Origin of the sequence: Streptomyces sp. NPDC056231 (assembly GCF_048270745.1) — a bacterium.
Classification (GTDB): domain Bacteria; phylum Actinomycetota; class Actinomycetes; order Streptomycetales; family Streptomycetaceae; genus Streptomyces.
Genome location: NZ_JBLVKW010000109.1, coordinates 1 through 19497 on the forward strand (window position 1 = coordinate 1; position 19497 = coordinate 19497).

Annotated in this window: 17 protein-coding genes and 5 pseudogenes; 13 read left to right on the forward strand and 9 right to left on the reverse strand. The window is 66.7% G+C overall.

Going from position 1 to position 19497, the window contains the following annotated elements; translation table 11 throughout:
* Window positions 1-281: 281 nt before the first annotated feature.
* Window positions 282-506, reverse strand: coding sequence for a hypothetical protein (locus ACNPQM_RS39935; protein ID WP_418087828.1), 225 nt, complete (start codon window positions 504-506; stop codon window positions 282-284).
* Window positions 507-1205: 699 nt separating this feature from the next.
* Here ACNPQM_RS39935 and ACNPQM_RS39940 point away from each other — a divergent pair.
* Both ACNPQM_RS39940 and ACNPQM_RS39945 read left to right on the forward strand, forming a co-directional pair.
* Window positions 1206-2216, forward strand: a pseudogene (locus ACNPQM_RS39940) (DUF1254 domain-containing protein); the annotation flags it as partial.
* A 100-nt stretch (window positions 2217-2316) separates the two neighbouring features.
* The gene (locus ACNPQM_RS39945) at window positions 2317-2427 is read left to right on the forward strand and encodes a hypothetical protein (RefSeq protein ID WP_418087842.1); all 111 of its coding nucleotides are present in this window, start codon (window positions 2317-2319) and stop codon (window positions 2425-2427) included.
* Window positions 2428-2538: 111 nt separating this feature from the next.
* Here ACNPQM_RS39945 and ACNPQM_RS39950 read toward each other — a convergent pair.
* The 8 genes and pseudogenes from ACNPQM_RS39950 to ACNPQM_RS39985 form a co-directional block, all read right to left on the reverse strand.
* Window positions 2539-3081, reverse strand: a pseudogene (locus ACNPQM_RS39950) (IS200/IS605 family accessory protein TnpB-related protein); the annotation flags it as partial.
* Between the two features lie 13 nt (window positions 3082-3094).
* Window positions 3095-3772: a hypothetical protein gene (locus ACNPQM_RS39955; RefSeq protein WP_418087829.1), complete on the reverse strand. Its 678-nt coding sequence runs from the start codon at window positions 3770-3772 to the stop codon at window positions 3095-3097.
* Between the two features lie 337 nt (window positions 3773-4109).
* A complete protein-coding gene (locus tag ACNPQM_RS39960) occupies window positions 4110-5570 on the reverse strand; it encodes an APC family permease (protein ID WP_418087830.1) in 1461 nt (486 codons plus the stop codon).
* Window positions 5571-5742: 172 nt separating this feature from the next.
* Entirely contained in the window at window positions 5743-7176 is a 1434-nt protein-coding gene (locus tag ACNPQM_RS39965) for an aldehyde dehydrogenase family protein (RefSeq protein WP_418087831.1), read from the reverse strand.
* Between the two features lie 228 nt (window positions 7177-7404).
* Window positions 7405-8517, reverse strand: a complete 1113-nt coding sequence (locus tag ACNPQM_RS39970; protein WP_418087832.1) for a zinc-binding dehydrogenase — start codon at window positions 8515-8517, stop codon at window positions 7405-7407.
* Complete coding sequence (locus ACNPQM_RS39975; protein ID WP_418087833.1) at window positions 8517-9731, reverse strand: aminotransferase class III-fold pyridoxal phosphate-dependent enzyme; 1215 nt, start codon at window positions 9729-9731, stop codon at window positions 8517-8519. Before ACNPQM_RS39975 ends, ACNPQM_RS39970 begins: the two co-directional genes overlap by 1 nt.
* A complete protein-coding gene (locus tag ACNPQM_RS39980) occupies window positions 9728-10744 on the reverse strand; it encodes a transketolase family protein (RefSeq protein ID WP_418087834.1) in 1017 nt (338 codons plus the stop codon). The genes ACNPQM_RS39975 and ACNPQM_RS39980 overlap by 4 nt, the downstream gene beginning before the upstream one ends.
* Window positions 10737-11822, reverse strand: a complete 1086-nt coding sequence (locus ACNPQM_RS39985) for a transketolase (protein WP_418087835.1) — start codon at window positions 11820-11822, stop codon at window positions 10737-10739. Before ACNPQM_RS39985 ends, ACNPQM_RS39980 begins: the two co-directional genes overlap by 8 nt.
* 95 nt (window positions 11823-11917) lie before the next feature.
* Here ACNPQM_RS39985 and ACNPQM_RS39990 point away from each other — a divergent pair, with 95 nt between their 5' ends.
* The 11 genes and pseudogenes from ACNPQM_RS39990 (at window position 11918) to ACNPQM_RS40040 (ending at window position 19453) form a co-directional block, all read left to right on the forward strand.
* Window positions 11918-12481, forward strand: a complete 564-nt coding sequence (locus tag ACNPQM_RS39990; RefSeq protein ID WP_418087836.1) for an Lrp/AsnC family transcriptional regulator — start codon at window positions 11918-11920, stop codon at window positions 12479-12481.
* A 354-nt stretch (window positions 12482-12835) separates the two neighbouring features.
* Window positions 12836-13462: a LysE family translocator gene (locus ACNPQM_RS39995; protein ID WP_418087837.1), complete on the forward strand. Its 627-nt coding sequence runs from the start codon at window positions 12836-12838 to the stop codon at window positions 13460-13462.
* Between the two features lie 54 nt (window positions 13463-13516).
* Window positions 13517-14283: pseudogene (locus tag ACNPQM_RS40000) on the forward strand (transposase).
* A gap of 109 nt (window positions 14284-14392) precedes the next feature.
* Entirely contained in the window at window positions 14393-14749 is a 357-nt protein-coding gene (locus ACNPQM_RS40005; RefSeq protein WP_418087838.1) for a nuclear transport factor 2 family protein, read from the forward strand.
* Window positions 14750-14816: 67 nt separating this feature from the next.
* Entirely contained in the window at window positions 14817-15398 is a 582-nt protein-coding gene (locus ACNPQM_RS40010) for a GNAT family N-acetyltransferase (protein ID WP_418087839.1), read from the forward strand.
* Between the two features lie 140 nt (window positions 15399-15538).
* Window positions 15539-15646 (forward strand): annotated as a pseudogene (locus tag ACNPQM_RS40015) (IS5/IS1182 family transposase); the annotation flags it as partial.
* A gap of 77 nt (window positions 15647-15723) precedes the next feature.
* Window positions 15724-16317, forward strand: coding sequence for a VOC family protein (locus tag ACNPQM_RS40020; protein ID WP_418087840.1), 594 nt, complete (start codon window positions 15724-15726; stop codon window positions 16315-16317).
* A gap of 102 nt (window positions 16318-16419) precedes the next feature.
* The gene (locus tag ACNPQM_RS40025; RefSeq protein WP_418087841.1) at window positions 16420-16626 is read left to right on the forward strand and encodes a transposase; all 207 of its coding nucleotides are present in this window, start codon (window positions 16420-16422) and stop codon (window positions 16624-16626) included.
* A 199-nt stretch (window positions 16627-16825) separates the two neighbouring features.
* Window positions 16826-17290 (forward strand): annotated as a pseudogene (locus ACNPQM_RS40030) (transposase); the annotation flags it as partial.
* Between the two features lie 189 nt (window positions 17291-17479).
* Complete coding sequence (locus tag ACNPQM_RS40035) at window positions 17480-18478, forward strand: acetylxylan esterase (protein WP_418087843.1); 999 nt, start codon at window positions 17480-17482, stop codon at window positions 18476-18478.
* Window positions 18479-18664: 186 nt separating this feature from the next.
* Window positions 18665-19453: an IclR family transcriptional regulator gene (locus ACNPQM_RS40040; protein WP_358856192.1), complete on the forward strand. Its 789-nt coding sequence runs from the start codon at window positions 18665-18667 to the stop codon at window positions 19451-19453.
* Window positions 19454-19497: the final 44 nt, after the last annotated feature.

Below are 19497 nucleotides of genomic sequence, written 5' to 3' on the forward strand. Positions count from 1 at the left end.
TCTCCAACATCGAGCGGGGCCTTCGCCGCGATGACGCCTTCGCCAGCACCTACCGCGAGTGGCTCGCTGCCGTTTGACCAACGATAGGAGCATCACCGTTGATTACCCGGCCAAGGCTGCGTGACGAGCCACTAGCTCGCTCTGGGGCGACGTACCTTGGCTTCCTGCGCCCTTCCTTCAGGACTGCGCTGCTGGTCGGAGTTGCCGTTGTCACCCTGCTCCACGTCCTCCTGGGAAGGCGTTAACCAGGGGGCTGACACTAGGCCAGTGTTGAAGGCGCGTCAGGTCGAGAGGTGAGGCAGTTCCTCGTCGGCACCGCCGCCGGCGCCGAGGGTCCGCCGCGGGGCCGGAGTCGTCGCTGGGTGGGCGCCGAGTACGCCTCGGGCTCGCATCTCGTCCAGGTCGGGGAGACGGACCCCGGGCAGTGCGTCGAGGAGGTCGGCCTGTGCGGCGCGGATGCTGTGCGGGGCCGGGGGTCCGGCGCCAAGGATGCGGCGGGCTGTCACGCGGTCATCGTACGGGCGACGCTGCAGCGGAGGACCGTGCCTGCAGGCAGTTTGGGTGCCGTATGAGGTCGCGCGTCCGGGGCTTGCGCCGCTTTGCCCGACCTGATGGGCCGTCGTTTTTGGGAGCCAGGACTGGGCCGTTCGTGGCAGGGATGTACTCGACCATGGCCGGTGGTCTCCGCTGTGATTGGGAGCCACTCCGGCGTGATTGGGAGCCACTGACCGGGTGACCGGCCCAGGGGGGACAGAGTGTCCGAAGGGGCCGTGGCTGCGGCCTCGATAGCGTGTGGGATGCGGGCCCCGGGGGCCGCCTCTCTGACAAGACGCGGCCAGGGGCCCGCCTCATGCTTCCGCGCTGGGCAGCGGGGACAGGCCGGGTGAGGACCACGCGGCCCTGGCTGGGCGGTGTCAGTGAGGCACCGACGGAATGCGGTGGTCAGGGAGTTTCGGGGCTGTCGAGTGACGCCATCCCGTGCTGAGGAGCGTTGCAGGTGACCGCGGCATTTCGCGGCGCCCGGAGCGGACCGCTGGCGGGAGGGGCCATACCGGGTGACGATCCGAACACCGGAGTCTTCGAACGATGCGGGGCATGTGATGTCGGACCTTGAGGTACTGGCGGCCGAGGCGTACGTCTACGGCTACCCGCTGGTGTTCAACCTGGAACAGGTGCAGCGGTTCACCGCACAAGGCATGGGCAGCATGGCGCCCGCCCCATTCAACACCTTCAGCCACGCCGGCAGGCTCGCCGGGCCCGAGGACACCTTCGTCAGTATCAACAACGACACGGTCTACTCGATGGCGCAGCTGGACCTGGGCGCGGGCCCACTGCTGCTGCGGGTGCCGGACACGGCCGGGCGCTACTACGTGCTGCAGTTCGCGGACGCGTGGACGAACAACTTCGCCTACGTCGGGCGCCGGGCCACCGGAACCGGTGCGGGAACCTTCCTGATCACCCCGCCCGGCTGGGAAGGTGCCGTGCCGGACGGGGCGACCCGGATCGCCGCGTCCACCCGCCTGTGCACGATCGTCGGCCGCTGGGCCGTGGACGGTGCCGAGGACCTGCCTGCGGTGGCCGCCCTGCAGCAGGCCCTCACCCTGGAGCCGGCCGGCGTCGCCGGGCCCGGGCTGCCCGAGCCCGGCGCGGGCGTGGGCGAGGACCTGGAGTTCTTCGAGAAGCTGCGGCTGTGGATGCGGGCGCTGCCGCCGGCCACCGACGACCAGGACTACCAGCAGAAGTTCCAGCCGCTGGGGCTGCTGGAGACCGCCTCGCCCTACACCAGCGCGGACGCGGCACTCTCCGCAGCCCTGCGCGCCGGGCTGCGGGCGGGCAAGGAGCAGGTGGAGCAGTTCACCCAGCACGGCGTCGGCCCCGAGCAAAACGGCTGGCGGCTGACCTACCACGCCTTCGACTACAACCTGGACCACTTCAGCGTCGGCACCGAGCACGACCCGCGCTGGATCATCCCCGACCGCGCGCAGGCCCGCACGGTCCGGGCCGCCGCCGCCCGCGCCGGGCTGTGGGGCAACCACGGCTACGAGGCCACGTACGCCATGACGTTCGTCGACGGCGACGGCCGACAGCTGGACGGCAGCCGTGCCTACACCATGCGCTTCAGCACGCTGCCGCCCGTCGACGCCTTCTGGTCGATCACCATGTACTCGCTGCCGGACTACTACCTGGTCGCCAACCTCGCCGACCGCTACTCCATCGGCGACCGCACCCCCGAGCTGACCTACGCGGCCGACGGCTCCCTGTCCCTCTACCTGCAGCCCACCGAGCCCCCCCGACCCCGACCGCCGCGCCAACTGGCTGCCCACCCCGCCCGGACGACCTCTCCGGCCCATCCTGCGCCTGTACGAACCCCAGGACGCGGTCTTCGACGGCACCTTCACCCTCCCGCCCGTCACCGCCGCCGACTGAGACGCCGCCCGCCCGAGGTCAGTCGAGCGCGGCACAGCGACGACAGGTCAGGACCACGGCCAGGGTGAACAGTCCGTCAGCGGCAGTGAAGTCGGTGGCGCACAACCGTTCCTAACCAGTGTGCGTGAGTGAGTCCTGGACCCACTGCTGCGTACCGGGCGCATCCCGAACGGTGTTGGATGCGCTGGGTTCCCGCTTTCGCGTCCCGTTCGGTGACGGCCCTCCAGGGGGCCGGTCCGTTGCGGGTGGGCGGGTTCCCTCACGCCCCCGGTCACCTGGTCCGGCCTGGACGGTCCGATGCCCCGCACGATCGCTCCGGTCGTGCGGGGGCGGTGCCGTCCTTCCCCAAGCTCTCAACTCCGTTCGAGCAGGGGATACCCCATCCCGGACCGGGTGCCCGAGGGCGCGTCGTCCGATCGCGATACCTGCGGCATCGTGACGGGACATGGTGCGGTGGGAGGCGTAGGCAGGATCTACCGCGATGATCGCGAGGCCGTGTTCGGTAGCCATCGACACCAGCCGGGCCTTGAGTTTCCCGGTCGGGATGCCGGAGATGAGCTGCCGGAACCGCTTCCTGCGGCCATGCTTCTCCCGGGTCTTCTCCGTGGTGAAGTCGAGGTCTTCGATACCGATCGCGGCGACACCGGCCTGCCTGGGCGACAGCAGCTCACAACCCCTGGTCCGGCTGCGGATAGCCGATCTCGGAGATGTCCTGAGCCAGGTCCGCCAAGCTGATCTCAGGGTTCAGCAACGCCACGGCTTCCTGGCTCAGTGGCCGCAGGGCATACACCTGGCCCACCATCCCCAGGTCCACGGAGACCTCGTAGTAGTCCTCCGCGAAGCGCTGGAATGCTTCCGGCGAACGGTCGACCAGCAACTCGAACAGGCTCGTCGCCCCGTCAGGGTCGACAGCGCCCTCGGGGAAGTCGATCGTCCCGTGGTGCCACCGATCGTCCGTCGTCCCCCGCCACAAGCAGGCTGTCACGACGGGCACGCCGTCCTCGTCGGTGAACGCCAGCTCCTCGACGAAGGGCTTGAAGAGCTCAGGGACCTCGTCGATCACTCCCGGCCAGGGCTCGCCATCGTTGCCATACGGACTCATCGGCGATTCGTGGCCGAAGCCGCGGACATAGGCCCCAGCCGCCGAGAACACGATGGAGTACTCGTCTCCCGACCCGTTGCGCATTGAGGCCATCTCCTCGCCGTCGGCCCAACCAGCGTTCAAGGAGTAGTAGCGGCCTTCCCAGTCCGGGCTCAGGATCGCATCGAGCATCGCCAACGAACGGCACAGGTCCCGAAGGACGGCGACGGTGGGGAGCTGGCGGGCCACGTCATAGACAGTCATGCGCTCATCCAACCGGATGCCTGTGACACCCAACTCCCGCCGGGAGCCTCATGAGCCCTGGTTCCAACACGTGGCCAGGTTGTACCCATCGTGTCCCGGCTCACCCGCACACGCCGGTCGACGACCCCGAGTGACAACACTCCTGCCTTTGTGACACCTACCGTGCTTCGGCTCACATGCGGGCACACTCACGCCAGGCATACGCCCCTGTCAGTAGTCGAGTTCGACGTAGTCGATATCGGTGAAGTACTGCTTGGACAAGGACGTCGAGCTCATCTTCGGCTGACCGCCGCAGGCGGTCTCCCGTCGGAGATGACCAGCAGTTACGGGACAACCCTCAGACGTCCTGGGCCAGCGCCTGGTAACGATCGGGATGGGCGCGCCTTATACGTTCGGCGACGGCGAGCCCCAAGGCGAACGTCGCTGTGATGATGCCGCCCAAAACGATTGCGTTGGTTGTGCTTCCTACCAGCAGTGCGAAATTTCCGATGACCAGCACCAGGATCACGGTGAGCCCGATGAATGCGAGCCCTGGTGCAATCACCGCATGCCACATGCTGGGCCCACGGGCCTTCGTGTGAAAGAACACAATCACGGCAAGGCTGGTCATCGCCATCAGCGCGATCAGGCCGAGCGTCGACGCGCCGGAGAACCACATGTAGGTCTGTGTAATCGGATCCCAGCCGAACACCGCGACGGCCACCATCGCGGTCAGCGAGATCGCTGTGAAGGCCAGCGACGACCGTGAAGGCGTGTGGTGCTTGTCGTCGACCTCCGCGATGGCCTTCGGCAGCAAACCTTTTGCAGCCAGCGTGAATTGGTAGCGGGTGATGACGTTGTGGAACGACAGCACACAGGCGAAGAAGCTGGTCACTAGCAACACCTGGATCACGTCGGTCAGGATCGGCGAGACGTACATGGCTGCCAAGCTCTGCACGACACTCTCCGGTTCCCTGGAGGCCACCTCGACGGCGTTGCCGATGCCGAGTCCTTGCACCACCGCCCATGCCGCGATCGCGTAGAAGACGCCGATGAACAGCACCGCGATATACGTTGCGCGCGGAATGGTTCGGTCCGGATCCTTTGCCTCATTGCGGAACACTGCGGTGGCTTCGAAGCCGATGAAGCAGAAAAACGCGAACATCAGGCCGAGGCTCGGCGCGCCCGTCACGAACGCGGACGGCGACAACGGCGCGGGGCTGAGCCCGCCGTGCCCACCATGACTGATGATCCCGATGTCGACGATCACCACGGCGAGCGTCTCTGCGACCAGCAGCACCCCGAGCACCTTCGAGCTCAACTCGATATCGCGATAGCCGAGGAAGCCGACGATCAACACCCACCCGATGGCGCTGGTCCACCACGGCGCGCCTATGTGCACGGCGGTCAGCAGCTTTGTCGTGGCCACCCCGAGATACGCGTAGAGGCCTACGAGCATCACCCCGTACGACCCGAGCGCCAGCGCGGCCGCACCAACGCCGACGTGTCTGCCCAGTCCGCGCTGGATGTAGGAGTAGAAAGCGCCGGCGTTTGGCACGTATTTGCTCATCGACGTGAAGCCGACGGAGAACAGCCCCAGGATGATTGTCGCAAATAGAAAGAACTGTGGCGCTGCGATGCTACCGCTGACCGAGATGATGATCGGCACACTGGCGGTCACCACGGCCAGAGGCGCGGCCGCGGCGACGACCATGAACACGATTGACCCGACGCCGAGCCCACGGTGCAGCTTGACCGCGCCACTGGGCGACGGGTCCACGGCGGTGGCCGTCGATTGAGATTGCGGTGAGCTGATCATGTGTGTGACTTCCTGACGACTTTGTCGGGGTAAACATGACACCGAGACCGGCGCGATGGAGCGTTCGAGGAAGATCGGTGCAACATTTGCGTAACTCTCGCGCGAAGTAACACCGGCGATTCCTGATCGAGGGTCTGATTCCGAAGGATCTTCGGTGTGACTACCGCGCGACTCAGTCTTCGGTGATGACTCCGCGAAGCACGATGCTCTTGACCTGAGTGAACTCGTCGAGGGTGTAGGCGATCCCCTCCCTGCCTAGACCACTCTTCTTGTACCCGCCGAACGCGGCCACGTCCGGTCGGTAGGCGTTGCCGCCGTTGACCGATACGATGCCGGCTTTGATCCGGCGCCCGGCCCTGATCGCCTGCTTGAGATCGGCGGTGAATACCGCGGCGTTGAGCCCGAACTGCGAGGCATTGGCGATCTCGATCGCCTCGTCGAGGCTGTCGACCGCCAGCACGGAGAACACCGGGCCGAAGATCTCCTCGTCGGTGGCAATGCCTACACTCGTGTCGATCTCCAACAGGGCGGGCGTGATGAACGCTCCGTCGCGGGTGCCACCGACAAGCAGGCGCGCGCCCTGACCCACCGCCTCCTGGATCTGGCGTTCCACCACACGGGCGGCGTCGACGCTGATCAGCGGCCCGACGTCGGTGTTCTCATCGGTCTGGTCGCCCACGCGCAGAGCCTCCACCCTGGCGCGCAAGTTGAGAAGGAAGTCGTCGTAGCGGGAGCGCGCGACCATGATGCGCTTGGTGGCGACACACACCTGTCCGTTGGCGTAGATCCGCCCCGCAACGGCGTGGTCGACCGCAGCATCGATGTCGGCGTCGTCGCAGACGATGAATGCGTCGTTTCCGCTGAGTTCCAGGAACGCCCGCACCACATTGCGGCCGGCATTGGCCGCAATGATCGCGCCGACCTCGGTGCTGCCTGTGAAGGTTACCGCGGCGATATCGGGGCTCTTCGAGAGGTGGTCGCCGACCACGTCGCCGTACCCCGTTACCAGCTGAAGTGTGGTGCCAGGCACGCCCGCCTGATGCAGGATCTCAGTCAGCAGGATCGTCGCGACAGGGTCGTCCTCCGGCGGCTTCACCACGATCGCGTTGCCCGCCGCAAGGGCGGCGCCGACCTTGTGAGCGTACAGCTCGGCGGGGAAGTTGAACGGCAGGATGCCCACCATGACGCCGAGCGGTTCGCGCACAGTGATCATCAGGTCGGTCTGCAGGCCTTCCTGGATGTCGAGGGGGACGGTCTGCCCGAACAGCCGCAGCGACTCCTCGGCGAAGCCCTCGAAGATCCGGACGGTCGTGTCGATCTCCATGAAGGCGTTCGCAATGGTCTTGCCGTTCTCGGCGGACAGCACAGAGCTGAGCTCGTCGCGACGTGCGCGGATCTGCGCCGCCGCCGCCTTGAGGATTGCTACCCGCCGGAATGCCGGTGTGGCAGACCAGATTTCGGCGCCGCCCTGCGCCGCGTCGAGAGCGGCTTGCGCGTCGTCGGCGGTGCCTGCGGGGACGGTGCCGATGACGACACCGTCGAACTTGTTGCGAACCTCGATGATCTCGCCGGACGCACTGTCGCGGTCCTGTCCGGCGATCGACATCCGATACCGGACAAGGGTTTCGGTCTCTGTGCTCATCTCTGAGCTCCTCTCATAGGCGCGGCGCACCGCTGCATGGTTCGAGATGGGATGACAGGGCTGCCACGGAGTGGCTCAATAACTTTGTGTCAGAGGTGTTTTCGTGATCTCGTACGGCAGGTGTCCCGACTGCGATGCAGACCACATTTGGTCGGCGAACGAAATCCGAAGGTGGTGCCGATTTTGTAGGAATCAGGCCGTGTCGAACACGATCACCTGCCGGATGGCCAGGCCGTCCGCGAGCAGGTCCATCGCCTCGTTGATTTGGCCCAGCTCGATCCGCGACGAAATGAGTTTCTCCACAGGCAGTTTCCCGTCCCGCCACATCTGCGCGTAGCGGGGGACGTCGCGGGACGGCATGGCAGAGCCGAGATAGCTTCCGATCACAGTTCTGGCTTCGGCGGTGATGGTCAGCGGGGACAGCGACGCGCGCGCGGCTGGGGAAGGCAACCCGACGGTGATCGTCGTACCTCCCGATTGCGTGGCGGTGAAGGCGGTTTCGAATGCGCTGGGGTGTCCTGCGCATTCGACGACGTACCGGGCCTTGATACCTAGCCGCTCGACCTGCGCAGGCGTGTAGGTTTCCGTCGCGCCGAGATCGGTCGCTTGATCGAGCTTCGCGGCGATGGTGTCGACGGCGATGACCCGCTCGACGCCTTGTGCTTTCGCCGTGATGACCGCGGCCATGCCGACGCCTCCGAGCCCGACGACCATCACCGAATCCGAGGGTGCCGGCTTCGCGACATTGAGCACGGCGCCGCCGCCAGTGAGGACCGCGCATCCGAGCACCGCCGCGACATCGGGCGGGATATCGGCCCCGACACGAACGGCCGATGCACGGTCGATAACAGCGTGCGTGGCAAAGCCAGACACCCCGAGGTGGTGGTGGACGATCTCGGCACCCCGACGCAGGTGGCGCGATTGGTGCAGCAGGGTGCCCGCGTTGTTGGCGGCCGTGCCTGCCGAACACGGCAGGCGGCCGTCCTCCGCACACGCCTCGCACCGTTCGCAACGGGGCACAAACGACATCACCACACGCTGGCCCTGTGCGATGTCGGTAACCGCCGCACCCACGGCCACCACTATGCCCGCGGCCTCATGGCCGAGCAGCATCGGGGTGGGCCGCAAGCGATTTCCGTCGACCACGCTCAGATCCGAATGGCACACACCGGCCGCCTCGACCTTGACGAGGATCTCGGTCGGACCTGGCTCGCCGAGCTCGACTTCGCCGACCGTGATCGGGCGTGACTTTGCAAAAGGTCTTGCACGGCCAGACTCTTCCAGCACCGCTCCGGTGATCTTCATCAGCGGGTGAGTGCCGCGAACGCGCCGTCGGTGCGCTCGAGGGCTTCGTCGATATCGGCATCGGTGTGAGAGGCCCCGAGGAACCAGTTGTGGTACGGGTGCACGTACACCCCGCGTGCGCCTGCCTCGTCGGTCCAACGCCGGGTCAATGTGAAGTCGTCGTCACCGGCGAACCGCAGCAGCGGCATCTGCACCGGACCCGACTGAATCACCTCGAACCCATGCGCCGACGCCTGTGCGGCGAGCCCGTCGCGCAGCCGCTGCCCCGCCCGCGCGATGCGCTCCAGCGCATCGCTTTCGCGCAGCTCGGTGATGGTGGCGACAGCCGCCGCCATTGACGCCGCAGAGAACCAGAACGAGCCCGTCGTAAAGATCCGACTCGCCGCGTCCCGGAAAGCATCGGTGCCGGTCACCGCCGCCAGCGCATACCCGTTCGCGATGGCCTTCGACCATGCCGACAGGTCGGGCCGCACGCCCATCGGTTCCCAGCTACCCGCGATGTCGAGCCGGAAGCCGCAGCGGACGTCGTCGAGGATCAGCGCGGCACCCATGCGGTCGCACAGCTCACGTAGTCCGCGCGCGAACTGGGGATCCGTCAGCTCCTGATCGTTGTTCACGTCGTGCCGGTGTGGGCAGACGATGATGGCAGCCAGGTCGTCGCCGGCCCGCGCTGCAGCGGCGCGCACCGACTCCAGGTTGTTGAAATCGAAATAGTCAAGATGCGCACGATCCTCTGGAGTGACGCCCGCAGTGACGGGCGTGCACCACGGCACTGCACCGTGATAGGCGCCGTTCGCCATCAGCACTTTGCGCCGTCCGGTTGCCGCCCTCGCGATCGTCACCGACACAGTGGTGGCGTCGGTGCCGTTCTTGGCCAGCAGCGCCCAGTCGGCGTGCGCAACGGTGTCGACCAGGAGCTCGGCGAGTTCCACCATCACCGGCGGTGCGCCGTTCAGGCAGTCGCCCCGCCCGAGTTGCTCGGCCACCGCCCGCTCCACCGTGGGGTGGCGGTGTCCGAGCACGATCGGACCCCACCCGCACATGAAGTCGATGTACGTGTTGCCATCGGTGTCGGTGATGCGGCAGCCGTTGCCGTAGGCCATGTACTGCGGCAACGTGTCGGAGAACCCCCGCACGGCCATGTGCCCGTAGATCCCGCCGGGGATCACTGTCTGGGACCGCTTGGCCAAGCGGGTGTCGTTCTTGTTGATCATGCGAGCAGCTCCTTAGCGACCTCCGCGATGCCGGGGGCGTCGAGACGGTATTTCGCGTACAGCGCGGCGGGCGGACCGACGGGGATGTATTCGTCGGGCACGCCGTGCTTGTAGAACGGCACCGCGCGTGCGCCACCTTCGAAAAGTGCCTCTGCGACGGCCGTGCCAAGCCCGTTGGTGACGTTGTGCTCCTCAACCGTCAGGATGGCGCCGGTATCACGCGCCGCGGCCAGCACCTCGTCGACGTCCAGCGGGGCCACGGTGTGCATGTCGACGACGCGCGCGCTGATGCCTTGCGCGGCAAGGGATTCCGCGGCGTCCAGAGCGGGTTTGACCTCGCTGCCAGTGGCCACGATCGTCAGGTCTGCGCCCTCGCGCAGCCGGATCGCCTTGCCCAGCGTAATATCAGGGACTCCGGCGTAGACCTCGGGATCGCGACCGCGGCCGAGCCGGATGTACATCGCGCCGGGATGGTCCACCGACGCCCGCAACACCGCGCGCAGATGGTTCTCGTCGGTCGCGCACACCACCGTCAGTTCGGCAAACGTGCGCAGGACACCAAGATCTTCCAGGGCGTGGTGACTGGTGCCATAGAACCCCATCGACATGCCGGAGTGGTGGCCGACGATACGCACCGGCATCCGCGGATAGGCGCAGTCGGTGCGAATCTGCTCCGCGCACAACAACGCCGAGAATGACGCGAACGTCGCGGCGAACGGCACGTAGCCGCACGATGCGATGCCTGCCGCGGTGGTGATCATCCCCTTCTCGGCGATGCCCAGATTGAAGAAGCGTTCAGGGTGCCGCGCAGCGAAGTCGGTGGCCCGGTTCGCACTGGCGAGGTCGGCAGTGAGCACGATGATGCGGGGGTCGTTGTCGGCGAGTTCGGCGAGCTCTTCGCCGAACACGAACGCCGGGATGGAGCTGACGTCGCTGCCGTCGAAGGAGCGCTTGTCGCGCAGCTTGGCCGCGCCACCGCCGAAGATTTCTGCCTGGTCCTGCCTCTCAGTCATTTACAGCCTCCAGCGGCCGCAGACCCGCCTGCAGTTCCGCGATCACGTTGTCGTAGTCGGCACCGACGAGGTTGCCGACGTGCCAGTCGGGGTTGTATTCCATGAGTCGCACACCGCGGCCCTTCACCGTGTCCGCCACGATGAGCTGCGGTGGGCCATCTTGCACATTGGGCAGTGCGTCGAACACGTCGAGCAGAGCGTCGAAGTCGTGGCCATCAACCCGGTGGGTTTGCCAGCCGAATGCGTTGAAGCGGTCCTCGATCGGCTCGACGCTCATCACGTCGTCGGTGAAGCCGTCGATGCACAGCTTGTTGCGGTCGACGATCGCGACGAGCCGGCCCAGCCGGTAGTGGCCGGCGGCGTTGGCCGCCTCCCAGACCTGCCCCTCGTGCAGTTCGCCGTCGCCGAGCATGCAGAAGGTCCGATAGGGCCGGTCGCCGACGCGCCCGCCCAGCGCGATGCCGACGGCGATCGACAGCCCGTGGCCGAGCGAACCCGAACTGAAGTCGATGCCGGGGATTTTCTTCATGTCAGGGTGGTCACCGAACGGGCTGCCAAGGCGCGTGTAGGTGTCAAGTTCGGACGGGGCGAAGAAGCCCACGTCGGCCAGCACCGGGTACAGCCCGATCGCGGCGTGCCCCTTGCTGAGCACGAACCGGTCCCGGTCCACCCACCTCGGTTCCGCCGGTTTGTAATTGAGCACCGAGTAGTACAGGGCGGCGAACAGCTCCGCGGCCGAGAACGAGGATGTGTAGTGGCCCGCCCCGGCGATCTTGGAGAGCCGCACCGTTTCGAGCCGGATGAACTTCGCGCGGTCGGCCAACTGGTCGAGCTGTGCCTTCCGTTCGGGCGTTCCCTTGGGTGGAATCACTGGATTGCTGCTCCCTTGCAGGGTCGTGACGGTGTCAGGTGGGTAGCGGTGGGCGCCGCCGAATCGCGTTGCAGCGAAAGACGTGTGGCGTGCGTCACGCCGACCCTCCCGGGTTGACCTCATGCCCAGGTTGGTAGATCCTTCGACGAGACGTCGCTGATTATGAAAATCCTTCGGAATTACGCTTGATTTAGGCAGACTTTTCACCCTTGGTCGAAACTGCCCACGTAAGTCCGAAAGTCCTGCTGTATCGCGGACAGACCGCGGCTCGGCGGCCCAGGCTGTGGACGAGGAGGTCACCAATGCAGCGCTACGTGAACGAGCGGTCCCGGGAGATCAAGATTGACGAGATCGACGAGATCCTGCTCTGGGAACTGACTACGGACGGCCGGATGTCCAACAACGACCTGTCACGCAAGGCCGGCATCGCCCCGTCGACGTGCCACGCCCGGATCAAACGGCTTGAGAATCTGGGTGTCATCAGGTCGATCAATACCTTCGTGAACTACGAGGCGCTCGGGTTCCCGATCCAGGCCATCGTGTTCGTACGACTCCAGGCCCAGGCCCGGGATCAGGTGAAGTCCTATGCGGGCCGTGTCATTCGATTCCCACAGGTACTCAATGTGTTCTTCATGGGTGGCCCGGACGACTTCCTGATCCATGTGGCGTGTACCTCGAGCGCGCAACTGCGCGACTTCGTCGCCACGAGGCTCAGTACGGGCCCTGTGGCCGCTACTACCACCAGCATCGTGTTCGACCATTTCATCGGCGTGCAGCACATGGAGTACGTGAGCGGATACGAGGAGATGCGGCGTCCCATTCCCCCACGCGACTCCACCAGCACGGCAGCTGCATTTCGTGACTGATGCTGCGTCGATGTAGGTCGCGCGGGGGCGACTCGCCCGCGCCAACCGCCTCAAGCTGGCCGCAGCACAGGCGAGGTTGGACGAACTGACCGCCGCCCTGGAGGAACCCGCCTGCCCACCACCGCCAGTCCCTGCCGCGCTGGACCCAGCTCCGCCGTCGCCACGTCGGCGTAGCCACCCCCGGACCGGCCGCCTCGTAGGTGGTGCAGGCGGGCGTCTGGCCGGGGCTCACTAAGGGCTGTCCCGTAAACGATCTCCAAGTCAGTGCAGGTGCGGGTTGTCCCGGTCAGGCTTGGCTCGAACCGGTCAGGGCAACTGGAGGTTTGGCGCCCGCCTGTTGCGTAGGCTCGTTGCGTGCAGTGGCATCTGGCACTCGGCTTCGTGGCTGCAGTCACACCCCTGACATTGATTCCCGGTACGAGTTTCACGCTGGTCACGCAGCAGGTGATCGCGGGCTCGCGGTCCGACGGCGTACGCGCCGCCTTGGGCTCGGCATGCGGGCTCCTGGTCCACGCGGCCTTTGCCGCGGTGGGCCTGTCCGCCCTGGTCATGTCGTCGGCTCGCGCGCTCACCGTGGTGAAGCTCGTGGGCGGCATCTATCTCATCTGGTTGGGCGTGGCGATGTGGCGTTCAGCGCGTCGAGGCGTCGAACCAACGGCACGCAGGCGATGGCGCCTGCCATGGGCTCAACTCGGGTGTTTCGGCAAAGGGTTGTGGTCCAACGTCCTCAATCCGAAAGCAGCGTCGGTCTATCTCACCCTGGTCCCGCAATTCCTGACCTCCAGCCGCTCCATCGCGCCGCAGATCGCCATGCTTGCGGTCGCGCACATAGTGGTCGTGCTGGTGTGGCTGCTCTTCTGGGCTTCGATGGTCGCAGTCGCGTGCACGGCAATCGACACACCTCGATTCCGGCGTGGGATGAGTCGTCTGGCGGGAGCCGTGCTGGTCGCCTTTCGGGTTCGGACAGCGACGGCGAGCTGAGCCTGCACGTTCCAGCCGTGCCGCAGCTGCCGGCTTCGGTGAAATGATCTTGGCGTGACTGGTGTGATCACGGCGTCGGAACCGTCCTGGATAGCGCCGTTCGCCGGGCTGACCCCGCAGCAGTTCGGCAGGCTGACCACCGCGCTGCGACGTGGGGGCGCGGACCCGATTCGCAAAGGCCCTCCGTGGGGACTGCCGTTGGAGGATCGGGGCCTGCTGGTCGCCGCATACTGGCGCACGAACCTGACCCTGCGGCAACTCGCCCCGCTCTTCGGTATCTCCAAGTCCGCCGCCGACCGGATCATCGACCATATCGGGCCCAAACTTGCCCTCCAGCCCAGGCAGCGGTTCCACCAGGGCACCGTGCTGATCGTGGACGGCACCCTGGTGCCTACCCGCGACCACTTGGTGGCCGAGCAATCGAAGAACTATCGGTACTCCACGAACCACCAAGTCGTCATCGACGCCGGTACCCGGCTCGTCGTGGTCATCGGCCGGCCGCTGCCCGGCAACCGCACGACTGCAAGGCATGGGAAGAATCTGGCGCGAAGGACGCCGTCGGTGCCACCACGACCATCGCCGACGGCGGATATCCGGGCACCGGCCTGGTGATGCCGCACCGCCGCCGCAAAGGCCAAGATCTGTCCGACTGGCAGAAGTCGCACAACACCTCACACAAACAGGTCCGGGCGCGTGTCGAGCACGTCTTCGCGCGCACGAAGTGCTGGAAGATCCTGCGAGATTGCCGCCTCAAAGGCGATGGCGTCCATCACGCCATGCTCGGCGTCGCTCGCCTGCACAATCTCACCGTCACCGGGTAGGGGTTGACTGTTCGGGATGGACGTTTTGAGCGATCGGGCAGACACACGCGCCGCGTGATCTTACGGTTCCTATCGCAAGCTGCCAGCCGCCGCAGCGAAGGAGAACCCGATGGACGCGCACAGCCACGACTCACACCACATCGTGCAGCGGTACTTTCAGATGTCGAACACAGGCGACACCTCGATCGCTCCGGAGGTGCTGAGTTCCCACTGGGCCGACCATGCCCACCCAGAGATATCCGGGCCCGCTGACGTTCAACGCAGCGTCACGCATATCCACGCCAGCCGACCGGGACTCCGCTTCCACATCGACACGATCCTCGGCACCGACGACCTGCTTTCAGTGATCGGCGGCGTCGGCCACGAAAGCCACCCTGGCATCATCGACACCCATCTCATCTGGTTGATCCGCCTCAACGACGGTCAGATGGCCGAGATGTGGACCTACCAGCGGAGCGTCTCCTGACACTACTGCCCCGCACGTCTGTACGATTACCCGCGGGCACAGGGCCGGACTTGCCATGATGTCGACCATGCCTTCCCTGGTCACTCCAGTCATGTCCCCTGGCATCCTCAACGCCTCTGCCCAGCCGGCGCTGCCGATCGACGACGACTTGCTGCTGCGGCCGTGGCTGCCACCCGACGCAGCCGCCGTCACCCGAGCTTTCCAGGACCAGGCGATCCAACGCTGGCACCTGCGCAAGGCGGACTCCGAAGACGAAGCCCAAGAGTGGATCAAACAGTGGCGACGTGGCTGGGAGACTGAGACCGCCTGCCACTGGGCCGTGGTCGATGCCGACGGCAGCACGCTTCTCGGGCGGGTCTCCCTCCAGTCCATCATCATGACCGGAGGCCAAGCAGAGATCTCCTACTGGACGACCCCGGAGGCTCGTGGCAAGGGGGTCTGCTCCCGGGCAGTGGCCCAAGTGGCGAGCTGGGCACTGGAAGAAGCCGGCTTCAACCGACTCGAACTCGGCCACTCAACGCTGAACGTCGCATCCTGCCGCATCGCAGAGAAGACTGGCTTTGCCCTGGAAGGCGTACGACGCCAGGCGCTGCTCCACGCCGACGGCTGGCACGACATGCATCTGCACTCCCGAGTCCACAAAGCCTGACCGGGCATCTGGTCTCGCCAGTAGCGACCACTGTCCAGATACATCGAAGATCATTACGGGACAAGCCTTAATTGATCGCTTCAGAATGAGATTCGCTGCGGGTCCTGTGCTCGGCGATCTTGGTCGGCAGGGTGTCCGGGGTGCGTGCTGATTTGGTTCCTGACGACCTGTGGGAGCGGGTGGCCCCGCTGCTGCCGCCCGCTCCCGAACGGCGCCACCGCTACCCCGGGCGGCTGCGTGTTCCCGACCTGGGACCCAGCACTGACGCCGGCAGCGGCAGCGACAATGAGCAGGCGACGGGTTCGACGGCTTGAGGGGGAACGGGATGCTGACCGGAATCGTGATCGACGCGCTGGATGTCGCGCGCATGAATCGCTTCTGGCTGGACGCGACCCAGGGCCGGACGGGCGGCCTGCAGTTGCGGTTCGTGCCGACCGTGAAGCCGAAGGCGGCGCACAAGAACCGACTCCACCTCGACCTGGCCGGAGGGCCGGGCTGGGAGGCCGAGGTGGCGCGCCTGCTCGCACTCGGTGCGACGCGGGTCGACATCGGCCAGGGGGACGTCCCATGGGACGTGCTGGCCGATCCGGAGGGCAACGAGTTCTGCGTACTGCGTCCCGGCCACCCCGGCGTGCTCGCCGACTCCGGCCTCGTCGCGATCTGCCTCGACGTCTCCGAAGAGGACCGCTATGCGCAGTTGGCCTTCTGGCAGTCCCGGGCCGACTGGCAGGCGGTCGAGTCCCACGACTGGGGTGTCCGGCTGCGCCGGAGCCCCACCAGCACGGTCTCGCTGGTGATGGGGCCGCCTGCGGCGCTGAAGACGGCGCGGAACAGGCTGCGCTTGGAGGTCGCGCATCGCGACTGGGAACCTGGCGAGTTCCTCGACGCCGGCGGGAACGAGTTTCACGTCACGTGCTGACGCCCCGCTTCCCCCTGCCTTGCAGGCCTGTTTTGCTGATCGTTCAGAGTGCTTGACCTGCCGGTCTTGCATTCGGCGATCTGGGTCGGCAGGGTGTCCGGCGTGCACGCTGATCTTGTTCCTGACGATCTGTGGGAGCGGGTGCCCCCGCTGCTGTCGCCCATTCCCGAACGGCACCACCGCTACTCTGGACGGCTGCGTGTTCCCGACCGAAGGGCACTCGCCGGCGACATGTACGTGCTGCGGACCGGTGTCGCCTGGCGCGACGTCCCCGCAGAGACCGTGGGCTGCTCCGGGGTGACGGCCTGACGCCGACTGCTGGACTGGACCGAGGACGGCGTCTGGCCCCGCCTGCACGCCGCCCTGCTGACCGAGCTGCGCCGCGCCGACCTGCTGGCTGCCTCGCCGACACCGGTCTGGACGCCCGCTGGTCGACCCCCTTCGAGCCGGACACCAGCACCACATCCGCGCCGGTCAGACCGACATCACGGATTCAAGTTCAGTAGCCGCGACCTGTTGCAAGGCGCAGGTGAACCACCGTATTGTCTCGCAGGCGATGAAGACGTGACGGGGATTCCGCCGGCGGGAACCGCGAGGTCCTCGGGCTGATGGTCGGCGACAGCGAGTCGAAGCCGTTCTGCACCGAGTTCCCACGCCGTCTGCGGACCCACGTCCTGGACCACGTCCAGTTGGTGATCTGCGACTCGCACAGCGGCCTGGTGGCCGCGACCATCCGCACGATCTTCGCCCAGGCCGTCCGCAATCAGCTGGACGAGGTGGGCGACATGCTCGCACGGCAGTTTTCCCCTCGGTCAAGGCCATGCTGCTGGAGGCAGCCGGAGACATCACAGCGTTCGCGTACTTCCCACCCGCGCACTGGAAGAAGATCTGGTCGACGAATCCACTGGAGCGCCTGAACCGGGAGATCGAACGACGGACCGACGTCATCCAGGTCTTCCCCAACCCCGCCGCCCCTGGACCGACTCGCCGCCGCCCTGATCGAAACAGCTGCCGTGACTACACCGCCCAGAGGGACGTGACCGTTGAGTCGGCAGGTCAAGCCCGTACCGGGGGCTCAGCGCCGGCAGGACGGGGTACGTCATGTCGAGAGCTGTTCCAAAAGGGCGTGCTGGTCGCTTCGCACACCGAACAAGGAGAGATCTTGTCCACCCATCCGCTCACCTCAGACGGCAGTGAACTCAGCTCGCTTCAGCATGATTTGCCGTTCGACCCCACCTACGGCTACGACCTGCCGCGTCTCCTTGCGGTGGGGGCTCCGCCAGGGCCGGACGGCTTCGCCGACTTCTGGCAGGAGCGCTACGCGAGTGCGCTACGTGTCGACCCGGCGCCTCGGATCGAGGGACCTTGGGCCACGGTGGACGGTATGCGGGTCGCCGACGTCTCGTACACATCCGCCGACGGCGTCCGTATCGGCGGGTGGCTGACCGTCCCTGCCGATGGCCGCGTTACGCAGGGCTGTGTGGCAACACACGGATACGGAGGCCGGGAGGCCCCGGACCCCTGGCAACCCCCGCCGGGGACTGCGACCATCTGGCCCTGCCTGCGCGGGCTCGGAACGCGGAGCCTGCTGCCCGGCGTCCCCTCGGTCTCGGCGGGGCACGTTCTGCACGGCATCGGCGCCCGGGAGTCGTACCTCATCGGCGGGTGCGTGGCGGATGTCTGGTGTGCGGCCACCGCACTGCTGCGGCTGGTGCCGGAGGCCGCCGGGCGGCTGACGTACCTGGGCACGAGTTTCGGCGGCGGCATCGGGGCGTTGGCGCTCCCCTGGGACGACCGTTTCCATGCTGCCGGCCTTACGGTGCCGACCTTCGGAAACCATCCGCTCCGGGTGACACTGCCGTGCACGGGCAGCGGAGAGTCGGTGCGTACCCGGCTCGCCGAGGAGCCCTCGGTGCTGGACGTCCTGGCGTACTTCGACGCCGCGACAGCGGCCCGGCACCTTCACATCCCAGTGCATGTGGGTGCCGCCCTGTTCGATCCGGCGGTACCCCCACCGGGGCAGTTCGCGATACACAACGCACTGGCCGGGCCGCGCGAACTCTTCGTTCTTCGGGCGGGGCACTTCGACCACCCGGACGAGCGGGCCGAAACCGCGGCCCTGGAAGAGGTCCAGCGACGCTTTCTGTCGGGGGCGGACTGAGTGGTGGTATCGCGCCCTACCGCTTGACCGCCTCCCGCGCGGCTGGGTTCACCAGGCCGAGGCGCCGCGTCCGGCGCCCGGGTGACGTCGCGGAACTGCCACTGTCGCTGATTTCAGGTACGGGCGTCGATCATGCGCGATATGCTGATGCAGATTGTGCAAGCGATTTGCAAAACGAGGAGGGTCATGGCTACGCGGGCGACTGATGTCGGGACGAACCAGAGCGTCGAACGAGCGGTCTCGGTGCTGCGCGCGCTCGACTCCGGTCGGGCCGAACTCCGTGTCTCCGACGTCGCCGAGCTCACCGGACTGGGCTCGTCGACCACCTCTCGCCTGCTGTCCACCCTGGAACGCCTCGACATGGTCGAACGCGATCCGGTCAGCAACCTCTACCGGCTCAGCCTCGGCCTCCTCCCCCTCGCCGCCACCGCCACCAACCGCCACCCCGTGCACCGGGCCGCCCGCATGGTGCTCCAGGACCTCGCCACCCGCACCGGGCTCGGGGCCAACGTGGCCGTACGCCGCGGTACCGAGCTGATGTTCCTGTGCAATTTCGAGGGCATGCGCGCCCCCAAGTCCTATACGCAGGCCGGACACACCGCCCCGCTGCATGCCACGAGCATCGGCAAGTGTCTGCTCACCGGTCTCGCCCCCAAAGAGCGTCGCAAACTGCTGGGAGAACCTCTCGACGCGCACACCGAGTACACGACCACCAGTCACGACCTCCTCGACACCGAGATCGACACCGTCCGGCGCACCGGTTACGCCGTCGAAGCCGAGGAGCGCGCCCTGGGCCGCGCGTCCCTGGCCGCGCCCGTCCGCGACGCTTCGGGGGACGTCGTCGCCGCCATCTCCCTGTGGGGCCCGACCTCGCTGCTCGGGGACCGCACCGATTCCGAGGGGCAGCGCCTCGCCCTCGTACGCGAGGTCATCGAGGCCGCCGACGCCATCAGTCAGGCACTCGGCGCGCTCTGACATACATGGCGAAGGGGTCCGGTGGAGGCTGATCAGCCTCCACC